This is a genomic window from Mesorhizobium sp. B2-7-2, assembly GCF_006440775.1.
GTDB lineage: Bacteria > Pseudomonadota > Alphaproteobacteria > Rhizobiales > Rhizobiaceae > Mesorhizobium.
The window spans coordinates 17,290-43,607 of record NZ_VFTZ01000002.1 but is presented as its reverse complement, the minus strand read 5'-3'; the positions used below and the strand labels follow the sequence as shown (position 1 = coordinate 43,607).

At 63.7% G+C, this 26,318-nt stretch carries 25 protein-coding genes, 1 tRNA gene and 1 pseudogene; 13 read left to right on the top strand and 14 right to left on the bottom strand.

What is annotated here, in order from left to right:
• Window positions 1–365: 365 nt before the first annotated feature.
• The 3 genes from FJ425_RS02995 (at window position 366) to FJ425_RS02985 (ending at window position 2,803) form a co-directional block, all read left to right on the top strand.
• On the top strand, window positions 366–1,643 hold the full coding sequence (locus tag FJ425_RS02995; RefSeq protein WP_140633518.1) for a polyhydroxyalkanoate depolymerase: 1,278 nt from the start codon (window positions 366–368) through the stop codon (window positions 1,641–1,643).
• Between the two features lie 186 nt (window positions 1,644–1,829).
• Entirely contained in the window at window positions 1,830–2,447 is a 618-nt protein-coding gene (locus tag FJ425_RS02990) for a transglutaminase-like cysteine peptidase (RefSeq protein ID WP_140633515.1), read from the top strand.
• A gap of 116 nt (window positions 2,448–2,563) precedes the next feature.
• Window positions 2,564–2,803: a hypothetical protein gene (locus FJ425_RS02985; protein ID WP_140633512.1), complete on the top strand. Its 240-nt coding sequence runs from the start codon at window positions 2,564–2,566 to the stop codon at window positions 2,801–2,803.
• 220 nt (window positions 2,804–3,023) lie between these two features.
• On the opposite strand, the gene FJ425_RS02980 is transcribed toward FJ425_RS02985, so the two are convergent.
• The 4 genes from FJ425_RS02980 to FJ425_RS02965 are packed head-to-tail and all read right to left on the bottom strand — an operon-like array spanning window position 3,024 to window position 5,766.
• The gene (locus FJ425_RS02980; protein ID WP_140633509.1) at window positions 3,024–3,386 is read right to left on the bottom strand and encodes a helix-turn-helix transcriptional regulator; all 363 of its coding nucleotides are present in this window, start codon (window positions 3,384–3,386) and stop codon (window positions 3,024–3,026) included.
• A 24-nt stretch (window positions 3,387–3,410) separates the two neighbouring features.
• Window positions 3,411–3,935, bottom strand: coding sequence for a Smr/MutS family protein (locus FJ425_RS02975; protein ID WP_140633506.1), 525 nt, complete (start codon window positions 3,933–3,935; stop codon window positions 3,411–3,413).
• Window positions 3,932–5,035 (bottom strand): murein transglycosylase A, encoded by a 1,104-nt coding sequence (locus FJ425_RS02970; protein ID WP_140633503.1) that lies wholly within the window; start codon window positions 5,033–5,035, stop codon window positions 3,932–3,934. The genes FJ425_RS02975 and FJ425_RS02970 overlap by 4 nt, the downstream gene beginning before the upstream one ends.
• Before the next feature lie 23 nt (window positions 5,036–5,058).
• A complete protein-coding gene (locus tag FJ425_RS02965; RefSeq protein ID WP_095767958.1) occupies window positions 5,059–5,766 on the bottom strand; it encodes a Tim44/TimA family putative adaptor protein in 708 nt (235 codons plus the stop codon).
• 201 nt (window positions 5,767–5,967) lie between these two features.
• Between FJ425_RS02965 and FJ425_RS02960 the strand changes: the two genes are divergently transcribed.
• Together FJ425_RS02960 and secB are read left to right on the top strand one after the other, a co-directional pair.
• The gene (locus FJ425_RS02960) at window positions 5,968–6,462 is read left to right on the top strand and encodes an FxsA family protein (protein WP_140542957.1); all 495 of its coding nucleotides are present in this window, start codon (window positions 5,968–5,970) and stop codon (window positions 6,460–6,462) included.
• A 487-nt stretch (window positions 6,463–6,949) separates the two neighbouring features.
• Window positions 6,950–7,453: a protein-export chaperone SecB gene (secB, locus tag FJ425_RS02955; protein WP_140633500.1), complete on the top strand. Its 504-nt coding sequence runs from the start codon at window positions 6,950–6,952 to the stop codon at window positions 7,451–7,453.
• A gap of 199 nt (window positions 7,454–7,652) precedes the next feature.
• Here secB and yidC read toward each other — a convergent pair whose 3' ends face one another.
• Genes yidC through rpmH form a run of 3 tightly spaced genes read right to left on the bottom strand, consistent with a single transcriptional unit; the run spans window position 7,653 to window position 10,000 of the window.
• The gene (yidC, locus tag FJ425_RS02950; RefSeq protein WP_140633497.1) at window positions 7,653–9,482 is read right to left on the bottom strand and encodes a membrane protein insertase YidC; all 1,830 of its coding nucleotides are present in this window, start codon (window positions 9,480–9,482) and stop codon (window positions 7,653–7,655) included.
• A gap of 13 nt (window positions 9,483–9,495) precedes the next feature.
• A complete protein-coding gene (rnpA, locus tag FJ425_RS02945) occupies window positions 9,496–9,849 on the bottom strand; it encodes a ribonuclease P protein component (RefSeq protein ID WP_140633494.1) in 354 nt (117 codons plus the stop codon).
• Between the two features lie 16 nt (window positions 9,850–9,865).
• Entirely contained in the window at window positions 9,866–10,000 is a 135-nt protein-coding gene (gene rpmH, locus FJ425_RS02940; protein WP_008833937.1) for a 50S ribosomal protein L34, read from the bottom strand.
• A gap of 275 nt (window positions 10,001–10,275) precedes the next feature.
• On the opposite strand from rpmH, the gene FJ425_RS02935 reads away from it, so the two are divergent.
• Both FJ425_RS02935 and FJ425_RS02930 read left to right on the top strand, forming a co-directional pair.
• Window positions 10,276–11,748, top strand: coding sequence for a HAMP domain-containing sensor histidine kinase (locus FJ425_RS02935; RefSeq protein ID WP_246673448.1), 1,473 nt, complete (start codon window positions 10,276–10,278; stop codon window positions 11,746–11,748).
• 185 nt (window positions 11,749–11,933) lie between these two features.
• Window positions 11,934–12,010 (top strand) — tRNA-Arg (locus tag FJ425_RS02930).
• A gap of 180 nt (window positions 12,011–12,190) precedes the next feature.
• Here FJ425_RS02930 and FJ425_RS31920 read toward each other — a convergent pair.
• Window positions 12,191–12,559, bottom strand: a pseudogene (locus FJ425_RS31920) (VOC family protein); the annotation flags it as partial.
• A 230-nt stretch (window positions 12,560–12,789) separates the two neighbouring features.
• Between FJ425_RS31920 and FJ425_RS02920 the strand changes: the two are divergent.
• From FJ425_RS02920 to FJ425_RS02910, 3 genes are all read left to right on the top strand, one after another.
• Window positions 12,790–13,314, top strand: coding sequence for a hypothetical protein (locus tag FJ425_RS02920; RefSeq protein WP_140542952.1), 525 nt, complete (start codon window positions 12,790–12,792; stop codon window positions 13,312–13,314).
• A 312-nt stretch (window positions 13,315–13,626) separates the two neighbouring features.
• Window positions 13,627–14,208, top strand: a complete 582-nt coding sequence (locus FJ425_RS02915; RefSeq protein ID WP_140633491.1) for a cation transporter — start codon at window positions 13,627–13,629, stop codon at window positions 14,206–14,208.
• A 2-nt stretch (window positions 14,209–14,210) separates the two neighbouring features.
• On the top strand, window positions 14,211–15,089 hold the full coding sequence (locus tag FJ425_RS02910; RefSeq protein WP_140633486.1) for an alpha/beta hydrolase: 879 nt from the start codon (window positions 14,211–14,213) through the stop codon (window positions 15,087–15,089).
• A 69-nt stretch (window positions 15,090–15,158) separates the two neighbouring features.
• On the opposite strand, the gene FJ425_RS02905 is transcribed toward FJ425_RS02910, so the two are convergent.
• Window positions 15,159–15,689, bottom strand: a complete 531-nt coding sequence (locus FJ425_RS02905) for a VOC family protein (protein WP_140633483.1) — start codon at window positions 15,687–15,689, stop codon at window positions 15,159–15,161.
• Between the two features lie 112 nt (window positions 15,690–15,801).
• Between FJ425_RS02905 and FJ425_RS02900 the strand changes: the two genes are divergently transcribed.
• Together FJ425_RS02900 and FJ425_RS02895 are read left to right on the top strand one after the other, a co-directional pair.
• Window positions 15,802–16,683, top strand: coding sequence for a LysR family transcriptional regulator (locus FJ425_RS02900; protein WP_140633480.1), 882 nt, complete (start codon window positions 15,802–15,804; stop codon window positions 16,681–16,683).
• 320 nt (window positions 16,684–17,003) lie between these two features.
• Window positions 17,004–17,534: a dihydrofolate reductase family protein gene (locus FJ425_RS02895; protein WP_140633476.1), complete on the top strand. Its 531-nt coding sequence runs from the start codon at window positions 17,004–17,006 to the stop codon at window positions 17,532–17,534.
• Between the two features lie 123 nt (window positions 17,535–17,657).
• Here FJ425_RS02895 and FJ425_RS02890 read toward each other — a convergent pair whose 3' ends face one another.
• The 3 genes from FJ425_RS02890 to FJ425_RS02880 are packed head-to-tail and all read right to left on the bottom strand — an operon-like array spanning window position 17,658 to window position 22,794.
• Window positions 17,658–18,308, bottom strand: a complete 651-nt coding sequence (locus FJ425_RS02890) for a 4'-phosphopantetheinyl transferase superfamily protein (protein WP_140633473.1) — start codon at window positions 18,306–18,308, stop codon at window positions 17,658–17,660.
• The gene (locus FJ425_RS02885) at window positions 18,305–18,784 is read right to left on the bottom strand and encodes a GNAT family N-acetyltransferase (RefSeq protein WP_246673447.1); all 480 of its coding nucleotides are present in this window, start codon (window positions 18,782–18,784) and stop codon (window positions 18,305–18,307) included. Before FJ425_RS02885 ends, FJ425_RS02890 begins: the two co-directional genes overlap by 4 nt.
• Window positions 18,781–22,794: a Pls/PosA family non-ribosomal peptide synthetase gene (locus FJ425_RS02880; RefSeq protein ID WP_246673445.1), complete on the bottom strand. Its 4,014-nt coding sequence runs from the start codon at window positions 22,792–22,794 to the stop codon at window positions 18,781–18,783. Before FJ425_RS02880 ends, FJ425_RS02885 begins: the two co-directional genes overlap by 4 nt.
• Window positions 22,795–23,743: 949 nt before the next feature.
• Here FJ425_RS02880 and FJ425_RS02875 point away from each other — a divergent pair.
• Window positions 23,744–24,154, top strand: coding sequence for a hypothetical protein (locus FJ425_RS02875; protein ID WP_140633468.1), 411 nt, complete (start codon window positions 23,744–23,746; stop codon window positions 24,152–24,154).
• Window positions 24,155–24,230: 76 nt separating this feature from the next.
• Here the strand turns inward: FJ425_RS02875 and nuoB are convergent, their stop codons facing one another.
• Complete coding sequence (nuoB, locus tag FJ425_RS02870; RefSeq protein WP_140721682.1) at window positions 24,231–24,770, bottom strand: NADH-quinone oxidoreductase subunit NuoB; 540 nt, start codon at window positions 24,768–24,770, stop codon at window positions 24,231–24,233.
• A gap of 4 nt (window positions 24,771–24,774) precedes the next feature.
• On the bottom strand, window positions 24,775–26,298 hold the full coding sequence (locus FJ425_RS02865; protein ID WP_140633797.1) for an NADH-quinone oxidoreductase subunit C: 1,524 nt from the start codon (window positions 26,296–26,298) through the stop codon (window positions 24,775–24,777).
• Between the last annotated feature and the right edge of the window lie 20 nt (window positions 26,299–26,318).

Here is a 26,318-nt window from a genome sequence, read left to right as displayed (position 1 = left end):
CTTCGCCAAGGCGTGCAACGGAGCAAAATTCCGCACCGTGGCGGCGCTTCCAAGTCACGGCATGGATTCCATGGTCTGCGCCGCGTCGCTTCGCTCTTGCTCCGCCATAGAATGACGAGATTTGGACGGTTTCGACCAATCCCCGGCATGAGGGGCCGGACACATATCCTTCACATTTCGGCAGCGCACATTGAGCCGGCTCGCCCGCTTAAAGGCCGGTTTTCAACAGGTTGAACGAAAGATGCATTCGTCAGACAAAATGACGTATTGCATCGCAACAATATCTTGTTAACCTCGCCAGGAGACATTCAAGGCTCGGCGCAGTTCGTCGTCCTTTTGGTCGTCGGACGGCAGCGGGGTTCGCGATGTTCTACCAGCTCTACGAAATGAACCATGCGGCGTTGCAGCCGGCCCGCTTCTATGCCGACGCGGTGCGGCTCTTCTACTCCAACCCGCTCAATCCGGTTTCCCACACCCCCTTCGGCCGCTCGGTCGCGGCGACCGCGGAGCTCTTCGAGCGGACCACCCGTCGCTATGGCAAACCGCAGTTCGGCCTGGACAAGGCCGTGGTCGACTGGAAAAGCGTCGGCGTCACCGAAAAGACGGTCTGGTCGAAGCCGTTCTGCGACCTGATCCGTTTCGAGCGCGCGCTGCCCGCCGGCCGCAAGCCCGACCCGAAGCTTTTGATCGTGGCGCCGATGTCGGGCCATTACGCGACGCTGCTGCGCGGCACGGTCGAGGCGATGCTGCCCCACGCCGACGTGCACATCACCGACTGGGTCGATGCCCGCATGGTGCCGGCAGCGCAAGGCAGCTTCGATCTCGACGACTATGTCGACTACATCATCGAGATGTTCCACGCGCTCGGCCCCGACACGCATGTGATGGCGGTATGCCAGCCCTCCGTGCCGGTGCTGGCGGCGGTGGCGCTGATGGAAAAGCGCGGCGATCCCTTCGTGCCCTCCACCATGACGCTGATGGGCGGACCGGTCGATACGCGCCGCAACCCGACCGCGGTCAATCTTCTGGCCAAGGAAAAGGGCATCGACTGGTTCCGCGACAATGTCGTCATGCCGGCGCCGTGGCCGGTGCCGGGCTTCGGCCGCCCGGTCTATCCCGGCTTCCTGCAGCTCTCGGGCTTCATGAGCATGAACCTCGACCGCCACATCATCGCGCACAAGGACTTCTTCATGCACCTTGTGAAGCATGACGGCGACAGCGCCGAAAAGCACCGCGACTTCTATGACGAGTATCTGGCGGTGATGGACCTGACGGCGGAATTCTACCTGCAGACGGTCGACACCGTGTTCGTGCGCCACGCTCTGCCGAAGGGCGAGATGACGCATCGCGGCGAGCCGGTCGATCCGAAGGCGATCCGCAACGTCGCGCTGCTGACCATCGAGGGCGAGAACGACGACATTTCCGGCCTCGGCCAGACCCAGGCCGCGCATGATTTGTGCGTCAACATCCCGGCCGACAGGCATGCGCATTACGTGCAACCGGCCGTCGGCCATTACGGCGTCTTCAACGGCTCGCGCTTCCGCTCCGAGATCGTGCCGCGCATCGTCGACTTCATTTCCAGCTATGGCCGCCAGCACCGGGTGGCGGCGAAGCCGAGACTGGTCCGCTCCGCCAAAAGCTGAACTCCGGAGCCCATCATCAGCCTTGCCGCCACCTGGCGGCCAGCGTGTTGCAACCGCGCTTCTGTTGCGAAAGTGCCGCTACGGGATCGCGCAGGTAACCATCCCGCCAAACTGACCGTCGTCTCCAATTGACACGGACTGTAAATCGCCTTTAACGTTTCGTTAATAAAGAACAGGGCGGGGACAATGACTTCCTCAGCGATGACGCGGATTCTGCGCTTGTGTGCAGCCGCAGGATTGGCGATCTCTGCGCATTGGGCGGTGCCGGCCTGGGCGGCGGGCGCGATGGCCACGGGCGGCCTGACGTCGCAGCCGATCGGCCACTATGATTTCTGCAAATCGCGTCCGAGCGAATGCAACATCCGCCCGGTCAATCTCGGGCCGGCCATGATGACGGACGGCCTATGGCGCAGACTGGTCAGCGTCAGCGCCAAGGTCAATGCCGCCGTCAAGCCGCTGAGCGACCTCGATCACTACGGCAAGGACGAAGTCTGGGCCTATCCGGACGACGGCTATGGCGACTGCGAGGACTACGTGCTGGAAAAGCGCCGCCAGCTCTACCGCCTGGGCATGTCGCTGGCCGACCTTTTGATCACCGTCGTGCGCAAGCCGGACGGCGAAGGCCATTCGGTGCTGACGGTGCGCACCGACAAGGGCGACTATGTGCTCGACAACCTGACCGACAAGGTCAAAGCCTGGGACGCGACCGGCTACCGCTTCCTCAAGCGACAGGCGATCGACAACACCGGGCGCTGGGTCTCGATCCGCGACGGCCAGCCTGTGCTTGTGGGCTCGGTGCAGTAGGCAGAGCTGAGGGCTTCGCTCTCTCGAAGACATTATTGCGCATCTCTCCATGAACCTTTTCCGTCCGGCCGGCGACACACAGCCGTGAACGACAAACCCAACCATGGAGAATTTCAATGACTGCTTTCCTGCGAAACACCTTGCTTGCCGCCATCGCGGTGTCGGCCCTGACCGGATCGGCCCTGGCGGACGAGACCACCAAAAGCTGCGCCAAGACCAATCTCAACGAGCTGTGGAGCGGCCGCTGCTGCGGCGTCAACTCTTCGGCTTGTCTGGGTGGTGGTAACGGTGGCCGCGATCACAACAACAATGGCGGACGCGGTAGCACGAACGGCGCCGGCGTCGGCAAGCAGTGATTTCAGGAATAAGGGCTGTCCGCGGCCTAGCACACGGAAGCCGTGGCCCTCGCTGAACGTCACCGCGGCGCAGAACGATCTCTGTTCTGCGCCGCCTTGCCCTTCGCGCGAAACCGCGGAATGGATCCTCGGGCCTGCGCGTCCGCTTCGCTCCCGCTCCGCCCGTGGATGACGAAGTTCGGGCGGCGTCGGCTAGCCGCACCCGTTTCATCCGGGCAAACTATCCCCTCAGCGCAGCTCGGACCAATGCCGTGATCTTCCTCAGCTCCGCCTCATCGAGCCGCTCGATGCTCTCGGCCAAAAGGTTGGCCAGCTCGGTGGCCGCCGGCGACAGGCCGGATGTGTCGATCCTGACCCTCGGATGCGAGCTTTCGGCGAGGCGGGCAAGATCCTCGGCGTCGTCCCAGATGATGTTGAAATAGCCGATGATCTTCTGGATCAGTGTCCAGGTCGGCGCGCCGCGGCGGCCGTGCTCGAGCGCCGAAAGATAGGCGGCGCTGACGCCGATGGCCTTGGCCATCGCCTTCTGGCTGACGCCGCGCTCGGCGCGCAGCGTCCTGAGCTTCTCGCCGAACGGGGTCATGTCGGCTGGCTCATCGCCGAATCCTCATGACCGTATCCGCCGCAGCCGCACATAGAGCGCGCCCGAGCCGCCATGGTTGCGGGCAGCATGATCGTGGCTGGACACCAGATGCCGGAAGGCCGGCGTTGACAGCCAGGCCGGCACGGCGCGGCGCAATATGCCGTCGCCGCCCGAGGACGAACCCTTGCCGGTGATGATTAGCACGTAACGGATGCCGCCGGCATGCGCGCGGTTGAGGAAGGTGAGCAGCAGCGAATAGGCCTCGCCCTGCGTCATGCCGTGCAGGTCGACGCGGCCTTCGATCGGCAGCCGGCCTTTCTTCAGCTTGTGCAACGTCTGGTCGTCGAGCGAATGCGCCACATGCGGCGCCTTCGGCTTGGCGGCCACGGCCGCTACGCCATTGGCGGCGGGCCGGGGCGTCTCGGGCTTGGGCTCGACGATGTCGGGGATCTCGACGGCGGTTTTGCCCTTCAGCGGCCGCGCCGAGCGCGCCACCAGGTTCCACAGGATACGGTCGTCGTCGCTGAGATGATCGTCGCGGCGGCTCACGGGGTCGCTCCGTCCAGAAGCGCACGCGGCACCAGCGCATAGAAATCGGCCGCGTTGCGGACCACGCCGGCGACCTCGCCGGCGGCGTCGCCTGAGCCGGCGAAGAGATCGCCGCGCACCGGACCGGTGATGGCCGAGCCGGTGTCCTGCGCGATCATCAGCCGCTGGAACGGTTTTTCGTCGAAGGCGGTGAGCGTCGGCGCATCGATATAGAAGGGCGTGCCGAATGTGTGAAGCAGCCGGTCGACCGCGACCGAGCGACCCGGCGTCAGCGGCACCTTGGCGGCGGCGATCGGGCCGAGCGCGGCATCATCGACCGCGGCTTCGCGGAAGAAGATATAGGAGCGGTTCCGCCACAGGATCTCGTCGACCCGATCGGGATGCGCCTTGAACCAGGCGCGGATCGACTGCATCGTTACCTTTTCCAGCGGGATCTCGCCGAGATCGCTCAAGATCTTGCCTGGGCCGGTGAAGCGCTGGCCGGACTTTGCGGCATAGGTGACGCGGGCGAGCCTGCCGTCGGTCATCTTCAGACGTGCCGCGCCCTGCACGTGGATGAAAAACGCATCGACCTTCTCGGCGAGCCAGGCGATTTCGAGATTTCGGCCGGCGAGCGCGCCGCGCTCGATTTCGCCACGATCGAAATATTCAACCGGAACACCATCGGTCCGGCGGGCGAACGCCAGATAGGAATCCATGCCGGCCGGACGGTTGCCGTCGTCGATGTCGATGAGGTCGGCGGGGCGCGACAGCAGCGGCACGGTGAACCGCCCGGTCCTGACCGGCGAGGCTTCGACCTCGGGTTCGTAGAAGCCGGTGACGAGACCCGAGCCGTTTTCGGGCTGCACCAGCATCGGCACGAAATGCCGTTCGAAGAAGGATCGCGCCTCGGACGTGCTCGGCGCCGAAACGGCACGCGCCTCGGCATAGGCATCGGCAAAAGCATTGAAATCGACGCCGAGCGATCCGGTGCGGTAAGATTTTATCGGCGCGTGGCAGGCCGAGCGGCGAAATGCGGCGAAGGCCGCAGCATGGTCATCTTCGCCCCAGCCCGGAAGGTCGCTGAAGGATTTTATGCCGAATGCGGAAGAGAGCGGCACGACTGGGGCCCCGCCGCTTGATCTCAATCTTCTTCTTCGGTGGCGACAAGCTTCCAATTCGGGTCGCGCGAGCGGGTGTCGCGGGCGAAGGTCCAGACATCCTTGACCTCGGCCACCGTTTCAGGGTCGCCGTCGATGACGGCGCCGGCCTTGTCGCGGGTCGCCGAGATGAGCTCGGAGACGACGCGCAGCGTGATATGCGCTTCCGAGCCCTTCATTTCGGCGGCGACGATGTCGGCCTTGTCGATGCCGACGAAGGAGGACTGGATCTTCTCCGATTTGGCCTCGCGGTCGCCGATCGCGGCGACGAAACCGTCATAGACTTCGCGCGACAAAAGGTTCTTCAGCGTCTTACGGTCGCCGTCGGCATAGGCCATGACGATCATCTCATAGGCCATCTTGGCGCCGTCGACGAAGCCCTTCGGCTCGAAGGACGCATCATTGTCCTTGATGGAGCGCAGGCCCTTGTTGAGATCGGTGTCGGGCTTGGCGAAGGCGTCGATATCGGCATAGATCTCGGGCGCGGTTTCGCCCGGCGCGCGCTTACGCGGCAGCGACACCACATTTTCAGGCTTTTGCGCCGCATCGGCCTCGCGCGTGCGGCTCGCCGAATAAGGATCGAAGGGCGGGCGCTCATTTCCGGTGCGACGTCCAAGCACGTTGCGCAGCTGGAAAAAGATCACAACCGCCGCAATCAGAAAGAAAATCGTGCCGAAGTCGAAGAAACCCATATTTTCCGCCAACTCGATCCCTGTCCGTGCCGGACCGGCGTAACCCCTGGGGACCGCGGTCGCATAGCGTTCAACACCCAAAGCATATAGAACGGCAGGCGCAATCATTCAAATCAAAGGCAGCCATACCTATCTAAAGGCGCCAAGGCCAGCGGCGATTGTCCGCCAGCGCCGCAAAAGAAGAAAGCGATCGGTCAAGACTTGCGCATTTCGTTCATCCCGCTGTTCCTGCTCCTGCTGCCGCTGCTGGAGATCGCCGGCTTCGTCGTCGTCGGCCGCGAGATCGGGGCTTTGGCGACGGTCGGGCTGGTCATCCTTTCCAGCGTCGCGGGCAGCCTGCTGCTGAGGCTTCAGGGTTTTGGCGTCATGGCGCGGGTGCGCACGGAGATGGATGCCGGGCGCGACCCCAGCCGGCAGCTCGCGCATGGGGCGATGATCGTGCTGGCGGCGATCCTTTTGATCATCCCGGGCTTCATCACCGATTTCTTCGCCATTCTACTCCTGTTGCCGCCGGTGCGCGACTTCGCCTGGCGCCTGCTCAAGAACCGCATCGTCATGGCGACCAGCTTCAGCCGCGGCTTTTCGGCGCGCCGCCGCGATCACGTCATCGACCTCGACGACAGCGACTATTCTCGCGACGATTATCCGGACCGGCCGGACCACAATTCGCCCTGGCGGCGGCTGAAGAACGATTAGTCCCGGACGGGGATTTTGCCCGGTCGGCTCTGGCAGGCGGCATGCCTTGGAGATTGGCCGAAACGCCCCATCGCGATCGTCATTCCAGGGCGGAGCAGGAGCGAAGCTCCGTCGCGAAGACCCTGGAATCCATGCCGTTACCTTCGCGAAGGCGTGCAACGGAGCAGAATTCTGCACCGTGGCGGCGCTTCGAAGTCACGGAATGGATTCCATGGTCTGCGCGCGTCGCTTCGCTCCTTGCTCCGCCATAGAATGACGAGGTTGGGGCGGCTTCAACCTGTCGTTTGCGCTGATTTCACGGAAATGAACGGAAAATCTTGCACCAAGACAAACCGCAACCTTTCAAAATCCCTGTGACGGGGAACCAGTCCCGGACCTATCGCCCGACAGAGGCGGCAAAACTTGTTTTGTCCGGCCGAGCATGGTAGCGAACCCGCGATTTCAATCCGGTCAGCAATGCTGCCCAGGCAAAAGGACTTAAAGGCTCATGGCCAGCAACGATGACGCCGCGACCGGCGCCGCCAACGGCAACGGCACCCAAAGCCAGCCCTCGCTCAATGTGCTTGCGCAATATGTGAAGGACCTGTCCTTCGAAAGCCCCGGCGCGCCGAATTCGCTGCGCGGCCGCGACAAGGCTCCGGGCATCGCAATCAATGTCAACGTCAACGCCAACCCGCTCTCGGACAAGCAGTTCGACGTCAATTTGACGCTGAACGCCAAGGCCTCCTTCGACCAGGAAGTGCTGTTCAATGTCGAGCTGGTCTATGGCGGCGTCTTCGCCATCAGCGGCTTCCCGCAGGAGCACATGCTGCCGCTGCTGTTCATCGAATGTCCGCGGCTTCTGTTCCCCTTCGCCCGCCAGATCGTCGCCGACGCCACCCGCAATGGCGGCTTCCCGCCGCTGATGCTCGATCCGATCGATTTCGCGCAGATGTTCCAGCAGCGCATCGCCGAGGACCAGGCTGCGGCTGACAAGGTCCAGGTGAGCTGAGGCGAACAGCGCTACACCCTATCGAAAGCCCGGCTTCGCGCCGGGCTTTTTTTCGCTGCTTGCTCCGCCCTGGAATGACGCCGGGAACATGGCCACGGCCAATCTCGAAGGTTGACGGCTGCTCGCTGAGCCTGATCAACAAAAAACCCCGGACAAAACGATGCCGGGGTTTTTTTCGTCTTAGCAGTTCAGGAGCCGTCTATTCAGCCGGCGATGGTTTCTTGCGGAAAATCGATGTCAGATTGTCCCACAATTCGATCTTGGCGCCCTGGCGCTTCATGATCACGCCCTGCTGCAGGATCGACAGCGTGTTGTTCCAGGCCCAATAGATGACGAGGCCGGCCGGGAAGCTGCCCATCATGAAGGTGAAGATCACCGGCATCCAGGTGAAGATCGCCGCCTGCGTCGGGTCCGGCGGTGCCGGGTTCATGCGCATCTGCAGGAACATGGTGATGCCCATGACCACCGCCCAGGCGCCCATATGCGGCAGGAAGGCGGGCGCCGCGAAGGGCAGCAGGCCGAACAGGTTGAAGATCGACGTCGGATCGGGCGCCGCGAGGTCGTGGATCCAGCCGAAGAACGGCGCGTGCCGCATCTCGATGGTGATGTAGAGCACCTTGTAGAGCGAGAAGAAGACCGGGATCTGCAGCGCCACCGGCCAGCAGCCGGCCAGCGGATTGATCTTCTCGGTCTTGTAGAGCTCCATCATCGCCTGCTGCTGCTTCATCTTGTCGTCCGCGTATTTCTCGCGGATCTCGACCATCTTCGGCTGCACCTTCTTCATATTCGCCATCGAGGCATAGGACTTGTTGGCCAGGGGGAAGAAGATGGCCTTGACGACGACGGTGGTGGCGAGGATCGCCAAGCCGAAATTGCCGAAGAATTTGTAGAGCGTGTCGATGAGCCAGAACATCGGCTTGGTGATGAAATAGAACCAGCCCCAGTCGATCAAAAGGTCGAACTGGCGGATCTGCCGGTCCTTCGCATAGGCGTTGATGGTCGAGACTTCCTTGGCGCCGGCGAAGATTTCGGATTCGACCGTCGTCGACTGGCCGGGCGCGACGCTGATCGCGTCGGACAGGTAGTCGGACTGGTAGCTGTGGCTGTGCGGCCCGTCCTTGAACTCGAAATAGGAGAATTTCGGCTGGAAGGGCTGCTTCTCCGTCGGGATGAGCGTCACGGCCCAGTATTTGTCGGTGATGCCGAGCCAGCCATTGGTCGACTTGCTGGGCGTGTATTCCTTGTCCTTCTCGATCTTGGCGTATTTGTATTCCTGCAGCCCCTCGCTGCCGGTCACGCCGATCAGGCCCTCATGCAGCACATAGGTGCTGGCGACGGCCGGCTTGTCGAAACGGGTGACGCGCCCGTAATTGTAGAGCGAGACGGCGGCCGTTCCCGAATTCTGCACCGTGTCGGAAACGGTGAACATGTATTCGTTGTCGATCGAGATGGTGCGCTTGAACGTCAGGCCCTTGTCGTTGGTGAAGGTCAGCGTCACCGGCGTCGAGGGCGTCAGCGTCGGATTGCCGTCGACGCTCCACACCGTATCCGCGCCGGGCACAGTGCCGGTGGTGTCGTTGCCGACGAAGCCGATCTCGGCGAAATAGCCATTGGGCAGCGACGACGGGTTGAGCAGCTCGATCTCGGGCGAGTTCTTGTCGACCGTCTCGGTGTAGTGCTTGAGCCTCAGGTCGTCGAGGCGCGCGCCGGTCAGGTTGATCGAACCCTCGAGGCTGGGCGTGTCGATCTTGACGCGCTTGGTGGCGGCAATCGCCTGGTCGCGGCTGGCCGCGGTCACGCTATCGCTGCCGGGCGCGCTGGGGATGGCGCCGGCGGTCGGGGCCGGCGTTCCGGCCGCGCTTGGATTGGTGCCCTGCGCTTCCTTCTTTTGCGCCTCGGCGCGCTGTTGCTCGACGCGGGCCTGCTCGCGCTGCTGTTCCATGCGCGGGTTCATGTAGAACACCTGCCAGAGCGTCAGGATCAGCACCGACAGCGCGATGGTGATGAAGAAATTGCGGTTGTTTTCCATCGAAGCCTTTGGCCTATCGTGTTCCGCGCAGCCGGCGGGAGAGCTCGGCCTTCAACTGGCCGAACGGAATGGCAAGCACGTCTTCACGCCCGACGATGACATAGTCATTGCCGGGCGCCATGTCATCGGCGGCATGAACGCGCACGGCTTCCCTCAGCCGCCGCCGGACGCGGTTGCGCACCACGGCATTGCCGACCTTCTTGGTGACGGTGTAGCCGACGCGCGGCGCAAGGTCATCGCCGCGGTCGAGAACTTCAACGAGAAAAAGCCGTCCGCGGCGTTTCTCGCCGCCGCGCACAGCAAGGAATTCCGCGCGTTTCAGAAGCCGCCCGGGAGTTTTCCCCTGTGGCTTGCCGGGTGCGGGCAACGATCTCGTCTTTCGTTCAGGCGCTGAGCCGCTTGCGGCCGCGATTGCGGCGGGCGGCAACGACGCCACGGCCACCCTTGGTGGCCATGCGGGCACGGAAACCATGCCGGCGCTTACGCACGAGCTTGGACGGTTGGTAGGTACGCTTCATTTGTTTTAATACCGCGGGGTGCGGCCCTTCTTGATTCTGTCACTGTGTAACAGGAGCTTTGCCGGGCCGGCCTAGGCGCGATCGAAACCGCGCCGGGACGAATGGCCCGAGCGTGAGCGGGCTTATAGAAAGAAGGTCTTTGGAAGTCAATCCGCCCCGCCGCGAGGCATTTTTCGCCGAGCCGACGATGAAATTGGCAAAAAAGCCGCAAATCGCATAATCTTGGCCGATCAAGCCTTTGTGAACGCGCGTCAATGACGAGTGAAACTCTGCCCATGAACGAGAAGGCACAGCCGGCGGCGGCGAATTCGTCGCGCCGGGTGCCGTTGTCGCGCGGTCTGTCGACCAAGCTGCTTTTACTCACCATCGCCTTCGTGCTTCTGGCTGAAATCCTGATCTTCCTGCCCTGGATCGCCAGCTACCGGGTCAACTGGCTGAAGGAGCGCCTGAGCACGGCCGCCGCCGTGTCGATCGTGCTGTTGCAGGGCGAGCCCAACTCGCTGTCGCACAACGCCCAGAACGATGTGCTGATGGCGATCGGCGCCAAGGCGATCGCCGTGCGCGACGGCGGCGTCTCGCGGCTTCTGGTGGTCGCCGACATGCCGCCACAGGTCGACGCGCACATCGACATCGCCAATGTCGGCCTGATCAACGGCATGACCGGCGCGCTCGACACGCTGTTCTTCGGCGGCAAGCGCATGCTGCGCGTCTTCGGGCCGGTCGGCGACAGCGACAAGGAATTCGAGCTGATCATGCCGGACTACCGTTTACGCGACGCTATGCTCCGATACTCGCGCAACGTCGCCGTCGTCTCGCTGCTCATCTCGCTGTTCACCGCCATGCTGGTCTATGCCGCGATCGACCTGATCATGATCGGGCCGATCCGCACCATGACGCGTTCGATCCTGGCCTTCTCCGAGGCGCCCGACGATCCCGGCCGCGTCATCCGCCCCGCCGACCGCGCCGACGAGATAGGGGTCGCCGAACGCGAGCTGTCGCAGATGCAGGACCGGCTGCAGAAGATGCTGTCGGAGCAGAAGCATCTCGCGGACCTCGGCCTGGCCGTCTCCAAGATAAACCACGACATGCGCAACATCCTGGCGTCCGCGCAACTGATGTCGGATCGCCTGCGCCAGGTGAAGGACCCAACCGTGCAGGCCTTCGCGCCGAAACTTCTGCGCGCCCTCGACCGCGCCGTCTCCTATTCCGAAGGTGTGCTTCACTACGGCCGCACGCAGGAGCCGGCGCCGTCGCGCCGCCGCGTGCGGCTGCGCCAGCTGGTCGACGATGTGCACGGCCTGCTCGACATCGAGGACGGCATCGAGTTCATCAACGCCATCGAGCACGCCTTCGAGGTCGATGCCGATTCCGACCAACTGTTCCGGGTGCTCACCAATCTCTGCCGCAACTCCGTTCAGGCGATGGCCGCCGACACCGAAAGCGCGGTGGTGCGCCGGCTGGCGGTCGCGGCCGAGCGCCAGGGCAGCGTCAGCCGCATCACCGTCACCGACACCGGCCCCGGCCTGCCGCCCAAGGCGCGCGAGAACCTGTTCGCCGCCTTCCGCGGCTCGGCGCGCAGCGGCGGCACCGGGCTTGGCCTGGCGATCGCGCACGAGCTGATCCGCGCGCATGGCGGCACGGTTGAATTGGTCGAATCGATCGGCGGCCGCACCGTCTTCGCCGTCACCATTCCCGACCAGCCGGTGCGGCTCGACCAGGCCCGCAACGGTTTGCGCCGCCCGGCTTGAGCCCACCACCGCCTGCGGAGCCGCTTGTCGGTAGCGCGCCTCGATCAAAGCCGGCAAAACCACCTGCGACAAAACTTTTGCCGGATCGGCTTGCTTTTCGCAAATTCAGTCGTTAGGGAACACTCCACATCGCGGCCGGCCTTCTCGACCGGATCGCGGGGCCTGTGTCATGCACGGCCTGTTGCGCGCCCGTAGCTCAGCTGGATAGAGCACCAGACTACGAATCTGGGGGTCAGGAGTTCGAATCTCTTCGGGCGCGCCATTCCTATCAAGTTTCATCTCCCGCTTCCCGGATGTGTTGCCGAACGACCGGCTCTTGATCGCAGCTGGATGAATTTCCCGATTTATCCGCAGCTTGGCCATAGATTGTCTTAGACGGGCAACGCTCGATCACTGCCTGGGTGCGCCAGCGCCATACCTCTCGGCATGACAAGCCACAAATCTATCCTTTCCCATCCGGCGGCACGGACGATCCATCGCTGGCCAGGTTCTCGACATTGAGGTGACAGTTGACGATCTTCAACGAGCCACGGCGTTGCGCGGCCATTCCTTCTCGGGCCTATCCCAGTAGAGCTCGACGCCGTTATCGTCCGGATCGCGGAGATAGATCGCTTCCGCACCACCGTGATCGCTGGCGCCGATGAGTTGCACGCCCGCGGCGCGAAGGCGGCGGAGCGCGGCTCGCGTCGGATAGACGAAGGCAATGTGATGGGGGCCGGGTCGATCCTTCGGGCGGTGGCGAACCGCCCCGGCTTTCCCAAGTGTTGATCGCGAGGTGATGGTGATAGCCGCCGGCCGCGAGGAGGGCGGCAGATCGCGAGGTGCGCGACACAGGCGGAAAGCGGAAATACAACCACACCGCACGGGCGATGACGTCAGGCAGGCAACGGTGCGAAGGCAGAGCGGATCACGATGAAGACCTTCACGCCGCATGCTCAGATATTCTGTCAGCAGCCAGTCAATTTTGCGATTCCCCGGGAACATCTACGCGTCTGCCCCGTTTGCTTCGACCAATGTTGCCCCCAAACAGGAGTGACAGTCATGGCTTATCGGGAACACATCCACACGCCTATGACACCACGCGACATGCGTTGGGGCCTTCGGCAGGGCGCAATCGCAGGCGTGGTCGCAGGTATCGTGTTTGCTGCCTTCGAAATGATCGTCACCGCGATGATGATGGGGGCAGGGGCGTTCTTCATGCCTTTGCGCATGATCGGCGCTATCGCGCTGGGACCGGGCGCGCTCGATCCCGGCTATTCGCTCGTGACGGCAAGTGTCGCCGGCGTCATTGTCCATATGGTGCTCGCGATCATCTACGGGATGATCTTCGGTGAAATTGCAGCAATGTTGCGAGGGCCGGTCGCCATTATCGGCGCAGCCAGCCTCTTCGGCCTCGCCCTCTGGCTGATCAACTTCTATGTGATAGCGCCGACCTTGTTCCCGTGGTTCCTGCAATCGAGCCCGCTGGTGCAGTTCATCGCACATACTTTCTTTTTCGGTTCAGTGCTCGGCTATTATCTTTGGAAGTCGCACCAGAGAAGCGGGTTGGAAGAACCTGCGGTTTAGCGGGTCGCCTTGGGCTGGATTAGGCCCCGGGCGGGTCTCTTGAGCAACGGCATATATCTCGGCCGCCGGCGCGAAATAACGGCAGTCCCAGTCATTTCGGTGCTGGGCGCTGACTTTCCGGTATTTTCCGATCCGGTGAACGCGCCGCGTCTCCCGAGTGAATATGCTGGTTAGCTGCTCCATCCGCTGGGGCATCAAAAGCTGGAAGTCGCCGATGTTGACCAGTCCCGCTCACGGACGTGACACGATCAGGCACTCGCCTGCAGGAGCGGGCTCAAGCTTGCGCCCGGCGTATCACGGCTTTCGATGGAGATGATGGACAGCCATCTCCGGCGCGCCGTGCTGATCGTGGCGCTCCTCAATCTTGCGTATTTCGGAGTCGAGTTCGCAGTTGCGCTGTCGATCGGTTCCGTCTCCCTGTTCGCCGACAGCATCGACTTCCTTGAGGACACGTCGGTCAACCTCCTGATCTTCCTCGGCACGGCCTGGAGCCTCAGGTCCCGCGCGCGCCTTGGCATGGGTCTGGCCATCGTGCTGATGATACCTGCGCTGACGACGCTGTGGGCGATCTGGCTCAAATTCTCGCATCCCGTTCCGCCCGAGCCCGTGCCCCTCTCGCTTGCCGGCTCGGGCGCTCTTATCGTCAATCTGGCATGCGCGTTCATTCTTGTCCGTTTCCGCCATCACAAGGGGAGTCTCACCAAGGCGGCGTTCCTTTCCGCCCGCAACGACGCGGTCGCCAATGTTGCTATCATCATCACTGGGTTTGTTACGGCGTGGACGGGCTCCGTCTGGCCCGACGCGATCGTCGGGCTCGCGATCGGCGTCATGAACGCGGATGCCGCCCGCGAGGTCTGGGAGGCTGCGCGCGAGGAACACGCGGCCGAGGCCTAGCGATGACTGAGCAGGTTCTGCAACTCGCATCAGGGCGACGCGTGGGAGTTTTCGAGACAGGGAAGCCCAACGGTTCAGCCGTGTTCTACATGCATGGGTTTCCCTCGAGTCGCCTGGAAGTGAAGCTGATCGAGGATCAGGCCGCCGAAGCAGGCGTGCGGCTCATCGCGCTCGACCGGCCCGGTATCGGCAAGTCCTCGCCTGTGCACCGCTTCGGGATCATGCAATGGCCGGCAACAGTCGACGAGGTTGCCGATATGATGGCGATCCGGCGCTATTCGGTTCTTGGGTTTTCCGCCGGCGCGGCATTTGCACTCGCTTGCGCCGCAGCGACACCCGACCAGGTGGTGCGCTGTGTGCTGATCTCGCCGGTGGCGCCGGCGACCGTTCTTGCAACTGCCAATACCGGCATCACGCGGCTCGCATGGCAGATCCTTCAGATTACGCCTGATGCTCTCTTGTGCCCGCTTCTTTCGTTCAGCCTGCGTGGCATCGCTCATGCGCGTCCTGCTCAACTGGCGGACATGCTCGCCCACAATGCCGAGCGACTCGGCGTCGGCGACCGCGCTGCGCTGCAGGATGAGGCGGTGCGCCGGGCCTTTGCCGCTGCCGTCGCCGAAGGCTACGTTCAGGGGCCACGCGCCAACCAGGACCAGGCCATCGCCCTGGCGCATCCGTGGGGCTTTGACCTGGACCAAATCGACCTTCCCGTCCGCATTTATCACGGCGCGCACGACCAGATTATGCCTGCCGAGGCCGCGCGGGCTCTTGCCGCGGGCCTACGTCACGGAACATTGTTCATGCAGCCCGAAGGACACATATCCACGCTCGTCCGGTGTGCTGCGCCTGCGTTGAAGAGCCTGGGAGCCGAGCTTCGATAACCGCTCCTGGCGGCGCAAAGCGGACCTTCGTTGCGCCGCGCCAGCCTCTCGGCACGACAAGCCGCAGACTTATCTTTCCCCCTCCGGCGGCACGGACGATCCCTCGCTGGCCAGATTCTCGACATCGAGGGGACTGTTGACGATCTTCAACGAGCCATCGGCGTTGCGCGGCCATTCCTTCTCGGGCCTATCCCAGTAGAGCTCGACGCCGTTATCGTCCGGATCGCGGAGATAGATCGCCTCCGTGCCACCGTGGTCGCTGGCGCCGATGAGTTGCACGCCCGCGGCGCGAAGGCGGCGGAACGCGCGGCCGAGCGCGGCTCGCGTCGGATAGACGAAGGCAATGTGATGGAGGCCGGTCGATCCTTCGGGCGGCGGCGAACCGCCCCGGCTTTCCCAAGTGTTGATCGCGAGGTGATGGTGATAGCCGCCGGCCGCGAGGAACGCGGCCTCGTCTTCAAGCAGCCCTTGCAGGCCAAAGCCAAGCACACCGCAATAGAAAGCGAGCGATCGCTCAAGATCGGCGACCTTCAGATGAACATGCCCGACGCGGACGCGCGGGTCGATCGGTTCGCTGTCGGCATTGATCGGCCCTCTCATTGTTCAGCTCCCTGGCGCTGTCTTCCGATATCGAAAGCAGATTGCGGAAACTGTTTCGCCACAAGACGGCACAATCTGGAATCATCATGCATGATTCTGCATAATAGTTGGCATGCGCGTCGACGAGATCAGCGTCTTTGTCCAGGTGCTGGAGGCAGGCAGTTTTGCCGCGGCTGCCCGCAGGCTGCGCATGCCCGCCAGCACCGTGAGCGCCAAGGTGGCGGCGCTGGAACAGCGCCTCGGTACCGGCCTGATCCAGCGGACGACCCGTAAGCTCCGCGTCACGCCTGCGGGCCAGGCCTATTTCGAACGGTGCCGCGCCGGGCTTCGTGAGATCGAGGCAGCCGAGGCCGCGATCATGTCGGGGGCAAGAAGCCTGAACGGCCTGCTTCGGCTCACGGCGGCCGTCGACATCGCGCAAAGCCTGCTGCCGCCCATCATCGGCGCGTTTCGCGAAACGTTCCCGATGGTGAAAATCGAGCTGATCGTGACGGACCGGATCGTCGACATGATCGCGGAAGGCGTCGACCTCGCCATCCGCGTCGGCCCGCTGCGCGATTCGAGTCTGGTGACCAGGTCTTCCGTCACGGGGCCGTCGGGATTGTTCGCAAGCCAGCACTATCTCGACCGGCGCGGTGTCCCCGTTCATGTCGACGATCTCAAGCACCACGACCTGATTGGATTCGGCAAGCCTTGGGCCCACCCGCTGCCGCTGCTGATGGGCAGCCGGAAGATCGGCGTTGATCTATCGGGCGAGCTGACCTGCGATGACCTGTTGACGGTCAGAACCTTTGTCGCCATGGGGCTCGGCATCGGGTTCCTGCCGGCTTTTTTCGCGGACCAGCAACGGCTGGTGCGCGTGTTGCCGGCCCTGCATTCGCCCCTGACCGGACTCTATTTCGCCTACCCCGCCCAGAAGTTTGTTCCGGCGCGTGTCAAAAAGTTCATCACCTTCGCGGCAGCCAGCGTGAAGCGCCTGCACCTGCATCCGTGATCTTGGCGTTGCGCTGTATTGAGTAGCCAGGCCATTTTGTGTGCGGTGGGAAGCACGGGAGCCAATGTCATAGCCCTGCGACGAGCAGCAGCGCCCATCTTCACCTTCCGGTGCGCCCAATCAATTGTTCTGCACCGGGGGCGCAGCGTGGAAGTCCACGTGTCGGCCGAGCCTCGCTTGACAGCCAGGCCCGCCGGGGAGGTCGGAGTACCCGGCAGATATGCATCTCAAAAACCAATTGCAAAATAAAATCGGTCGGCCTAACCTGAACCGATTGCACAACGCAAGCAGATCGCGCGAATGCATATCAGGAACAGGCAATGGCCAAGCTCGTGTTCGGAATGAACCAGTCGCTGGACGGCTACGTCGATCACACGGCCTTCGGGCCGAGCCCCGCGCTCTTCCGCCATTTCATCGAGGAGGCCGAGCGTCAGGCGGGCAGCATCTACGGTCGCCGCATGTATGAGATCATGCGCTACTGGGACGACGAGCATCCTGAATGGGATGCCGAGCGACTTGCCTATGCGGCGGCGTGGCGGAACCAGCCGAAATGGGTCGTCTCGCGCTCGTTGAAGTCTGTCGGGCCCAAGGCCAGTCTTGTCGAGGGTGATCTTGAAGGCGCTATCCGCAAGCTGAAAGCCGAGCGCGACGGCGAGATCGAAGTCGCCGGCCCGGATTTGGCGCGAAGCCTCACCGAACTGGGCTTGATCGATGAATATCGGATCTACCTGCACCCCGTGGTGCTTGCTCACGGCAAGCCCTATTTCGCCGGGCCCCGGCCGCCGCTGCGCCTGATCGCTCATGATCGGATCGGCGAGGATGTGATCAGGTTGACCTACGTTCCTACCTGATCTCGCGACGTCCTCTGGTGCTGCACCAGACTGCTTATCCGAGGCTCGCAGTTCAGTTCGAATCTTCGGGCGCCATTCGTGTTCAACGTCCACTCTGAATGGTCGGGGCAGGGCTCGGCGCGCCTATTCCGCATAAGCCAGCGCCAGGATTCTGGGCGAGATGGTGAAGCGCACGGTCAACCGATTGCCGGATGAAGTGACCGCCTCGCCCGAGGTGAGATCGACGGCGATGTCCTCAAAGCCCAGCACCCGGCCGTCGAGCGGAAACGAGGCCTTGTAGACCGCTTCCTTGATCGCGAACAGAATGCGGCTGCCCAGGCGGGAATCAAGATCGCCCAGGCAGTCTTGCGGCGTTGCCACCATGTCTCGGAGGTCGTGCGGCAAAGGCAGGGCAGGCTCGATGTCGACGCCCACGCTTCTCATCGCGTCGGATCGCGCGGCGACCGCCACGGCAAGCTCGTCGTCATGCGCGATTGAACCGACGATACCTCCAGGCCAGATCGGGTTTCCCAATTGGCCCCGCAAGACGGCGAGATCCGCACATCTCAGCCGCCGCAGCAATTCGTGCGCGACCCGACGGCCCGCTCCAGTGGCGGCACGCGCCCTTTGTTCGCGCGTGGCGATGGAAGCGCCTTCCGCCGGCAGTAGGTATTGTTCGTCGCCGGCACGAACGAGACGGCAGCCGGTGACGAGGCCGGGCGGCGCGAGGCCGGCCAGCGCCTGCTCGACGGCGCTCTCGATGTCCGGTCGCGCGTCGTCCGGCCGTGTGATCACTTGCTGCTCAATTCGAGCACGGCAATCATCTCGCCATCCTCGTCCAGTCCCGTCTCGACGAAACCGAAGCCGGCATAGAGCCGGCGCGCCGCCTCGTTGTCCGGTTCGTAGCAGATCGAGACGCGGCGTATGTGGCCGAGCTGCGCGATCTCCTCCAGTGCCCCGGCAACCGCGGCACTGCCGAGGCCCTTGCCCTGTTCGCGGCGGTCGATCATGAAACGATAGATGATCGCCTCGTCATCGTCCTCCGGAGCGCTGTACATCAGGAATCCGACGACGCGCCCGGCCGCGACTACAGCGCGTGCGAGAGCCTCGTCATCCTCCCCGGCCTCTTGCAGCGAGTCTGCATTCGAGGCGACGAGGCCCTGCTGCTCGGGCGTCAGCTCGAGCGCCAGGATCGCCGCCCGGTTGTCCTCGCCGACGGGCCGCAGGACGACCGGGCGGTCGCCAGTCCGCGCTTGGGCGGAACGTTTCACTGTTTCTGCCCGATCTTGATTGCGCGCGCGTCGATCGGCGTCACCACGCCATAGAGCTTCGCCGGGTTGCCGCGCCACACGGTGTTGGGCTCCAGCACTTCGCCCTTCATGACGAAGCAATCGAGGTCCGCCACAGATCCCTCGCCCATTGCAACCGCGTAGTGGATGAAGGCGGCGGGGGCGAGCGTGCAGCCATTGCCGATGCGGATGTAGTCGGACTTAAACGCGCCTTCCTCCAGCGAATGCGCCTGGATGACGCAGCCCTCGTTGAGCGTCGCGTCGTCGCCGATCTCCACCAGCGACCGCTCGGTGATGATGCTTCCCCCATCATAGACGCGCCGCCCGACCTTCACGCCCACCAGACGCAGGATCAGCGGCCTGAACGGGGTGCCGGTGAATAGGCCCATGATCGGCGAGTCGGACAGTTTCCAATGGCGTTCGTGCCGCCAGAAGACCGGGTCGTAGATCGTGGCCATCCTGGGCTTCAGTCGGCGGAAACCGAGGCTGACACGTTCCAGGAAGACGTAGAACGGAATGCCGATCGCCGTGGTCAGCACCACCGCCACGAACAGCGCCGTCTGCTCCCAATCGTTATAGTAGTTGAGCGCCCTGTCCCAGATGGCGAGCGTCAGGAACAGGATCAGCCACTGCGCAGCCAAGAACAGCAATGCGGTGACCAGATTGTGGAGGTTCTTCAGCGGCAGCCGGCGGTGGCGCTCCTTGTCGGAGATCAATCCGAGAAGCTCCTTGTCGCGGTTGACCATGCGCGGGATTTCGAAGGGCGGCGACCCAAGCAACCCGACATTCTCGCGCACGGGACCATCGACCGGTACATGCACCTTGGTTCCGAGCAGGCAATTGTCGCCGGTGCGGGAATCCGGCGAATAGATAATGTTGTTGCCGAAGAAGTTGCGCTCGCCGATCCGCGTGTGCTCGAGGCGGAAGGAATTGGCGGACTTCTGCATGTTGACCATGAACAGGCCGTCGGACACCATCGTTTCCGAACCGATCTCGCTGAGCTGCGGGTTTTCATGCCGCTGGTTGGTGCCGAAATTCGACCCGGTCTGGTTCACCTTGTTCAGCCGCCAGCCGATGGCGCGCAGATAGTAGACGATGGCCGAGCTGTCGCCGAACAGCACGTTCAGCAGTCGCACGTTGCTGACCAGCTCCAGCATCGATTGCAGCCAGTAGTGGAAGCCGTAGAGCGAATAGTCTCGGCCGGGCTTCAGCATGAGGTTGAACAGCCGCGGCACGATGGCCGCCAGCAGCACGCCGCCGATGATGAAGCCCGCCAGCGTCACCGTGGTGCCGATCGCCACGATGCCGATGGTCTCCTGATAGTCGTCGCCGACATTCTCCCAGTAGGTGTGGAACAGAAGCGGGAACGGCGTGACGATGGCGAAGAGGATGAAGAGCTGGATCGCCTCGTAGATGATCCGGCGCGCGTGCGACAGCGGCACGTTGGGAACCGTGCAATAGTCCGCCTCGGTCGGAATCGCCGGCGATCCGTGCCAGCGCTCGCCGGCAGGGATCGCCTGTCCGCGATGCAGCGACGAAGCGTGGCCCAGCTGGGCGCCGTCGCCGATGCGGGTGTCGATGTCCAACGTTGAGCCGACGCCGACGAAAGCGTTGTGGCCGATGTCGAGCGGACCGGTGTGGATGTAGCCCGCCTGGGCGCGGAAGCCCAGGATCATGGTATCCTTGCGCAGGATCGAGTTGTCGCCGATGCTGATCAGGTCGGTGCAGACCGGAACGGAGCGGCACTCGATGACGGTGCGGTTGCCGAGCCGGGCACCGAGCAGGCGCAAATAGAGGCTATATAGCGGGCTGCCGCGGAACAGCACCACCGGCGCGCTGCGGACCAGTGTCTTGACGACCCAGAAGCGATAATAACGCCAGCCCCAGATCGGGAACGTCTCGGCCTTCCAGCGGCCGACCAGCAGCCATTTGGCGATGATGGCAAAACCGCTCAGCCCGAAGAAGACGCTGGCGGACAAAAGAACGCAGCGCAGATAGAGCTGCACCGGGTCGTCCAGCGCGTCATAGACCCAGTTGAGCCCGTCATTGATCGCCCAGAGCGAGCCATAGCTGTAGAGCGCGTAGAACATGAGCTGCCCAAATCCCGTGCTCCAATAGGCAAAGCTGGAAGCCCGATGCGTCAGCATCGGCTCGCTCGCCGCAACCGCGGCCATATGCGGCGCACGCAGGTGCTCGGCGAGCTTGGCGACCGTGGGATGCAGGTAGACGTCGCGCATCGAGGTCGTCGACCAGGCCTTGCGGGAGCGGATGCGCGCGCAGAACCTCGCCATTAACAGCGAGTTCGCGCCGAGGTCGTCGAAGAAGTGGTCTTCGATGGAGATGTCCTCGAATTTCAGCACATCCTGCAGCGTGTCGACCAGGAACCTCTCGTCCTCGTTGCGCGGGTCGATCATCGCATGGCCGGCCGCGACGCGCGCGCTGGTCGGCTTTGGCAGCTTCCTCAGATCGACCTTGTTGGAGACGGTCATCGGGATCGCGGGCAGCTGCTCCAGATAGGCCGGAACCATGTAGTCGGGCAGCCGCTGCTTGAGTTCGCGCACGAGCATGGTGCGATCCACACTGTCGCCTCCGCTCCTGGGGGCGTAATAGGCGACCAGTTCCGTGCGCTCGGGCTCGATCTCCCACGTCGTGACCGCCGCCTGCGCGATGCCCGGCTGTTCCAGCAGCACGGCCTCGATCTCGCCCAGCTCGATGCGGTAGCCGCGGATTTTCACCTGCGTGTCGATGCGGCCGTGATATTCGATCTCGCCCTTGTCGTTGATGCGGCCGAGGTCGCCCGTCCGGTAGATGCGGCCGCCGGGATTGTTCGGCAGACCGATGAAATCCTTGATGAATCGCTGTTCGGTGAGTTCCGGCCGGTTGAGATAGCCTACTGCCACGCCCATGCCGCCGATGCAGACCTCGCCCAGCCGGTCGCCGGTCAGCACGTTCGGCTTTTCGGGGTCGAGAATGGCTATCGAATAGGTGGGCAGCGGCCTGCCGATGGTCACCGGTTCGTCCGGCGTCAGCAAGCCCATGGTGGCGGTGACCGTCGCCTCGGTCGGGCCATAGGTGTTCAGGATCTGGCGGCCGGGCTTCGCCCAGCGCATCACCAGCTTTTGCGAGCAGGCTTCGCCGCCGACCAGGATCGTGCGCAGGCTGGGCGCGTCGCTCTCGATCGACGACAAAAGCGTCGGACTGGAGGCCATGCAGGTGATGTGATGCTCGCGCAGGAAGCTGGCCAGCTCCTCGCCCACGAGGGGTTGCTGGCCCGGCGCCGGCACGACCGTGGCGCCGGCGGCAAAGGGCACCCAGATCTCCTCCGAGGAGAAGTCGAAGGCGATGGTCATGCCCTGGTACACGCGGTCGCCCGGCTGGTAACCGTAGGATGCCGCTGCGACGCGGATGAAGTTGCAGAAGCTCTGATGCGTGATGACCACGCCTTTCGGCTTGCCCGTGGTGCCGGAGGTGTAGAGAATGTAGCAGGTCTGGTCCTGGCTGCCCTCCGGCAGGGGCGCCGTTTCCGGCTTGAGGGCGATTTCGGATTCCGCCGAGTCGATCGAGATATGCGGAACCGGCAGGCGCGCCACGCGCGCGGCATAACCGGAGACGCTGATCACCATCGTGACATTGGCGTCCTCGATAATCATCACCATGCGATCTTCGGGGAAGGCGGTGGCTAAAGGGACGAAGGCCGCCCCGGCCTTCATCACGGCAAGGATAGCGATATAGGTCTCGGCCGAGCGGTCCAGCAAAAGGCCCACCCTGTCGCCTGGCCTCACGCCGCGCTCGATCAGCAGATGCGCGAACTGGTTGGCCCGGCTGTTCAGCTCGCGGTACGACCAGGGCCGGCCGCCGGAAATCACCGCCGGTGCTGCGTCGAAGCGGCTCGCCAGATCGCCGAAGAAGCGGTCGAGCCTCTCATGCGGCTCGCCCTTATGGATGAAATCGGGGCCGATCAGGATCTGGTCGCGCGGTGGCGGTTCCGTCACTGTTTTGGCTTTGGGCGCGTTTTTCTTGGCGGGCTTGCTTGCTTCATTCAGAGACATTGGAGGACCCACGAGCTCGTGACGGCTCGCACTATGCCGTGATTGGCGAAAAGACAATTGGCTGACGATGATGGGCCAGTTGATTTGCCTTTGCGGCGGATTTGAGATGCGCCGCACTTTGATGCCGCCGCTTGGAGGCGTGCCGCCTTTTTCAAGGCGCCGCTGCCGTGACAAGCCCGAACGTTCTCGCTAGCCGATGATTGGCGCCGCGCCTGCCGAACTGAGCGATGTCAGCGCGCATGGCTCCAGGCCGTTGCATAAAGATCGCGTAGTGCTGACGGGTCGCCTCGTCGAATTCTGCCGGCGTCCCCGCGAATCCGTTCCAGAATCTGTCGAGGTCAACGCGTTCGCCGCCAAGCACGGGGATCGCCTGACAGACGTGAGCTCTCGTTCCGCCACTCGAAGTCATGGTTCTTGGCGTGAGAGATTGTGATGATCTCCGTAAAAATGGCCCTCCCCTGGCCTGCTATTGTTACGCCTGTGTTGCCGATCTTGGCGGAGACAGCAGCACAACTCCTGTTCTCAGGCTGGGGCCGGCGCGTATCTTGCCGGCCTGAGCCTGATGCTTTGTCTCGGCATTAAAATCGACTACTTACTCGCGCGATGCGGTTCAGCGAACCGTGTCCTCTTCTCGGGTTGAAGTCTTGGTGAACACTAGGAAATCTTTAAAGACTCCCTGATAGCTATATGCTCTATAGAATCGTTACGGACCTGGACCTCGGCATGTGCCGCCACATCTGCAGTCCAGCCAGGTCTTGGAGGATTGCATGCGGCGCGCCCCGTTACCGATGCATTTCAAGGTCGTGCTGAACATTTCAGCATTCGTCGCGTTGCTTGCAATCCTAGGTACGGTCACCATCTGGCGTCTGGTCCATCATTGGAAGGACTGCCCATGAACGATCCGGCCGGAGCAGAAAGGCGGCGATGGGCCAGGCGGAGCATCAGTCTCGCGGTCCGGATGGTCTTCCCGACACACGGGCTAAAGGAGGTGACGGAAGCGACTTTCGATTTGCGCGATATTTCCGAGGGCGGGGCGTCCCTCTTTGTGGGCAGTATCGCGACGCCGGATTTTTTTTACCTTCAGTTGGGACAAGATGCGGCGGAACTAATCGGTTGTTACACCGTGAATCGTACGGCGGACACTGTCAGCTGTCGCTTCAATCGGCTTCTCGACGCGCGGGAAATCGAGCGCTTGATCGAGGAAAGCCGTATGGTTCGTGAAACGCTTGATACACTGTTCGATTCGCAGGCGTCGGACGAGCTCGATTCGCTGTTTGAGAAGGCCGGCGAACTCTTCTCGTGAGATCGGCACCTGTCCGATCCAAACGCGGATGGGCAAGCTTGCGCACAATGCGTAACGCGGCCGCGCTGCCTGCTTCTCAGCTCTTGGCGAGGCCCGCCCTTCCGTTGGCGCCGTCGAGCAAGGCGATCAATCCCTTGAGGATCTCGATTGGCGGCGGCGGGCAGCCTGGAATGTGCAGGTCGACCGGCACCACGTCCGACACGCCGCCGACGACCGCGTAGCTGCCGGCAAAACAGCCGCCGTCCTTGGCGCAGCCGCCGAGCGCCACCACCCATTTCGGGCTAGGCATTGCGTCGAAGGTCCGCTTCAGCGCCTCGCGCATGTTCTTGGTGACCGGCCCGGTGACCATCAGCACGTCGGCATGGCGCGGCGAGGCGACGAAGCGGAAGCCGAAGCGCTCGATGTCGTAGAAGGCGTTGTTGAGCGCATGCATCTCGAGCTCGCAGCCATTGCAGGAACCGGCGTCGACCGCGCGGATCGACAGGCTCCTGCCGAGCCGCCTGCGGGCCGTGCCGTCGAGAGCGCGCGCCAGCTCGTCGACCGCCGCGTCGCTGACTTGCGGCGGTCGCTCGGTCAGGGGCGGACGGATCAGGCTTTCGAAGAGCAGCTTGCGCATGGTTCTAGAGGTCGTGGCCGGAATAGGAGCAGTTGAACGATTTGTTGCAGATCGGGAAGTCGGCGACGATGTTGCCCTCGACCGCCGCTTCGAGCAGCGGCCACTGGAACCATGACGGGTCGCGCAGGTGGCAGCGCTCGACCCAGCCGCCCTCGCCGATGCGCAGCCAGGCAAGGATGTCGCCGCGGAAACCCTCGACCAGCGCCATGCCCTCGCGCGGTCCAAGCGCGGCATTGTCGGCCGTGTCGATGTCGACTCGGATCGGACCGCCGGGAAGTCGCCCGAGAATTTGCTCGACCAGCGATAGACTCTGCTCGACTTCGCGCACGCGGATCCAGACGCGCGCGTTGACGTCGCCCTCCTGCAGCACCGGCACATCGAAGGCGAGCTGGTCGTAAGGCGCATAGCCTGGGCTGCGTCGCGCATCGAAATCGCGGCCCGACGCGCGTCCGACATAGCCGCCGGCGGCATATTGGCGGGCGAGCTCGACCGTGAGCCGGCCGGTCGCCACCGTGCGGTCCTGCAGCGAGGCGGTGTTGTCGTAGAGCTCGACCAGATGCGGGAAGCGCTGCCTGATCTCCGCGACCAGGGACCGGATGGCGCTCGCCCCCGCCTCGCTCAGATCGCTTGCCGTGCCGCCGGGCACGATGCGGTCGCGCATCAGGCGATGGCCGAAGGCGGCGTCGGCGGCGCGCAGCACGCGTTCGCGCAGCACGCCGCAATGGGCGTGCATGATCGCGAAGGCGGCGTCGTTGCAGATGGCGCCGATGTCGCCGAGGTGATTGGCGAGGCGCTCCAGCTCGGCCATCAGCGCGCGCAGCCATATCGCGCGCGGCGGCGGCGTGATGCCGAGCGCGGCTTCGACGGCGCGGGCGAAGGCCAGCGAGTAGGCCACCGTGCTGTCGCCCGAGGTCCGGCCCGCCAGCCCGGCCGCGCGATCCACAGATGCGCCGGCCATCAGGCCTTCGATGCCCTTGTGCGCATAGCCCAGCCGCTCTTCCAGCCGCACCACCGTTTCGCCGCCGGCCGTGAAGCGGAAATGCCCCGGCTCGATGATGCCGGCATGCACCGGCCCGACCGCGATCTGGTGCAGGCTCTCGCCTTCCGCCGCGAGGAACCGATAGGAGGCGGAGGCCGCCGGCGCGCCGGGCTGCGCCGCCAGCGGATGCGAGACGCCCCATTGGCCGTGGTCGAGCCAGCGACGGGTGTCGGGCAGGCCTTGCGGCGCCAGCCCGAACAGGTCAGCGGCGGCGCGTTCCAGCCGCAAGGCGGGCGGATGATATTGGCCGACCGACGGGCAGCGGCCGCCGCGGCAATCCAGGCTGATGACGCCGATGTCGAGCGCCTCGTCGAGAAGCGCCATGTGCACCTTGTCCGGCTCTCCCCACAGGCCGAGCAGGCTCCAGCGGCCATTGGCGAGTTGCTCGACGGCGAGGTTCCAGACTTTCGGGGCCACCACGGCGCGCGGCCAGGGGACGTGATGCTCGATCCGGCGATCGGCCTCGATGAGGTCGGCGAGCGCGGGCATGTTCTTCCTCGCCATGCGCA

Coding starts and splice junctions, on each gene's coding strand:
- FJ425_RS02915 (WP_140633491.1), top strand. CDS start 13,627: ATGATGGACAGCCATCTCCGGCGCGCCGTGCTGATCGTGGCGCTCCTC.
- rpmH (WP_008833937.1), bottom strand. CDS start 10,000: ATGAAGCGTACCTACCAACCGTCCAAGCTCGTGCGTAAGCGCCGGCAT.
- FJ425_RS02865 (WP_140633797.1), bottom strand. CDS start 26,298: ATGCCCGCGCTCGCCGACCTCATCGAGGCCGATCGCCGGATCGAGCAT.
- FJ425_RS02910 (WP_140633486.1), top strand. CDS start 14,211: ATGACTGAGCAGGTTCTGCAACTCGCATCAGGGCGACGCGTGGGAGTT.
- nuoB (WP_140721682.1), bottom strand. CDS start 24,770: ATGCGCAAGCTGCTCTTCGAAAGCCTGATCCGTCCGCCCCTGACCGAG.
- yidC (WP_140633497.1), bottom strand. CDS start 9,482: ATGGAAAACAACCGCAATTTCTTCATCACCATCGCGCTGTCGGTGCTG.
- FJ425_RS02980 (WP_140633509.1), bottom strand. CDS start 3,386: ATGACCCCGTTCGGCGAGAAGCTCAGGACGCTGCGCGCCGAGCGCGGC.
- FJ425_RS02900 (WP_140633480.1), top strand. CDS start 15,802: ATGCGCGTCGACGAGATCAGCGTCTTTGTCCAGGTGCTGGAGGCAGGC.
- FJ425_RS02895 (WP_140633476.1), top strand. CDS start 17,004: ATGGCCAAGCTCGTGTTCGGAATGAACCAGTCGCTGGACGGCTACGTC.
- FJ425_RS02875 (WP_140633468.1), top strand. CDS start 23,744: ATGAACGATCCGGCCGGAGCAGAAAGGCGGCGATGGGCCAGGCGGAGC.
- FJ425_RS02995 (WP_140633518.1), top strand. CDS start 366: ATGTTCTACCAGCTCTACGAAATGAACCATGCGGCGTTGCAGCCGGCC.
- FJ425_RS02990 (WP_140633515.1), top strand. CDS start 1,830: ATGACTTCCTCAGCGATGACGCGGATTCTGCGCTTGTGTGCAGCCGCA.
- secB (WP_140633500.1), top strand. CDS start 6,950: ATGGCCAGCAACGATGACGCCGCGACCGGCGCCGCCAACGGCAACGGC.
- FJ425_RS02905 (WP_140633483.1), bottom strand. CDS start 15,689: ATGAGAGGGCCGATCAATGCCGACAGCGAACCGATCGACCCGCGCGTC.
- FJ425_RS02935 (WP_246673448.1), top strand. CDS start 10,276: ATGAACGAGAAGGCACAGCCGGCGGCGGCGAATTCGTCGCGCCGGGTG.
- FJ425_RS02965 (WP_095767958.1), bottom strand. CDS start 5,766: ATGGGTTTCTTCGACTTCGGCACGATTTTCTTTCTGATTGCGGCGGTT.
- FJ425_RS02920 (WP_140542952.1), top strand. CDS start 12,790: ATGGCTTATCGGGAACACATCCACACGCCTATGACACCACGCGACATG.
- FJ425_RS02985 (WP_140633512.1), top strand. CDS start 2,564: ATGACTGCTTTCCTGCGAAACACCTTGCTTGCCGCCATCGCGGTGTCG.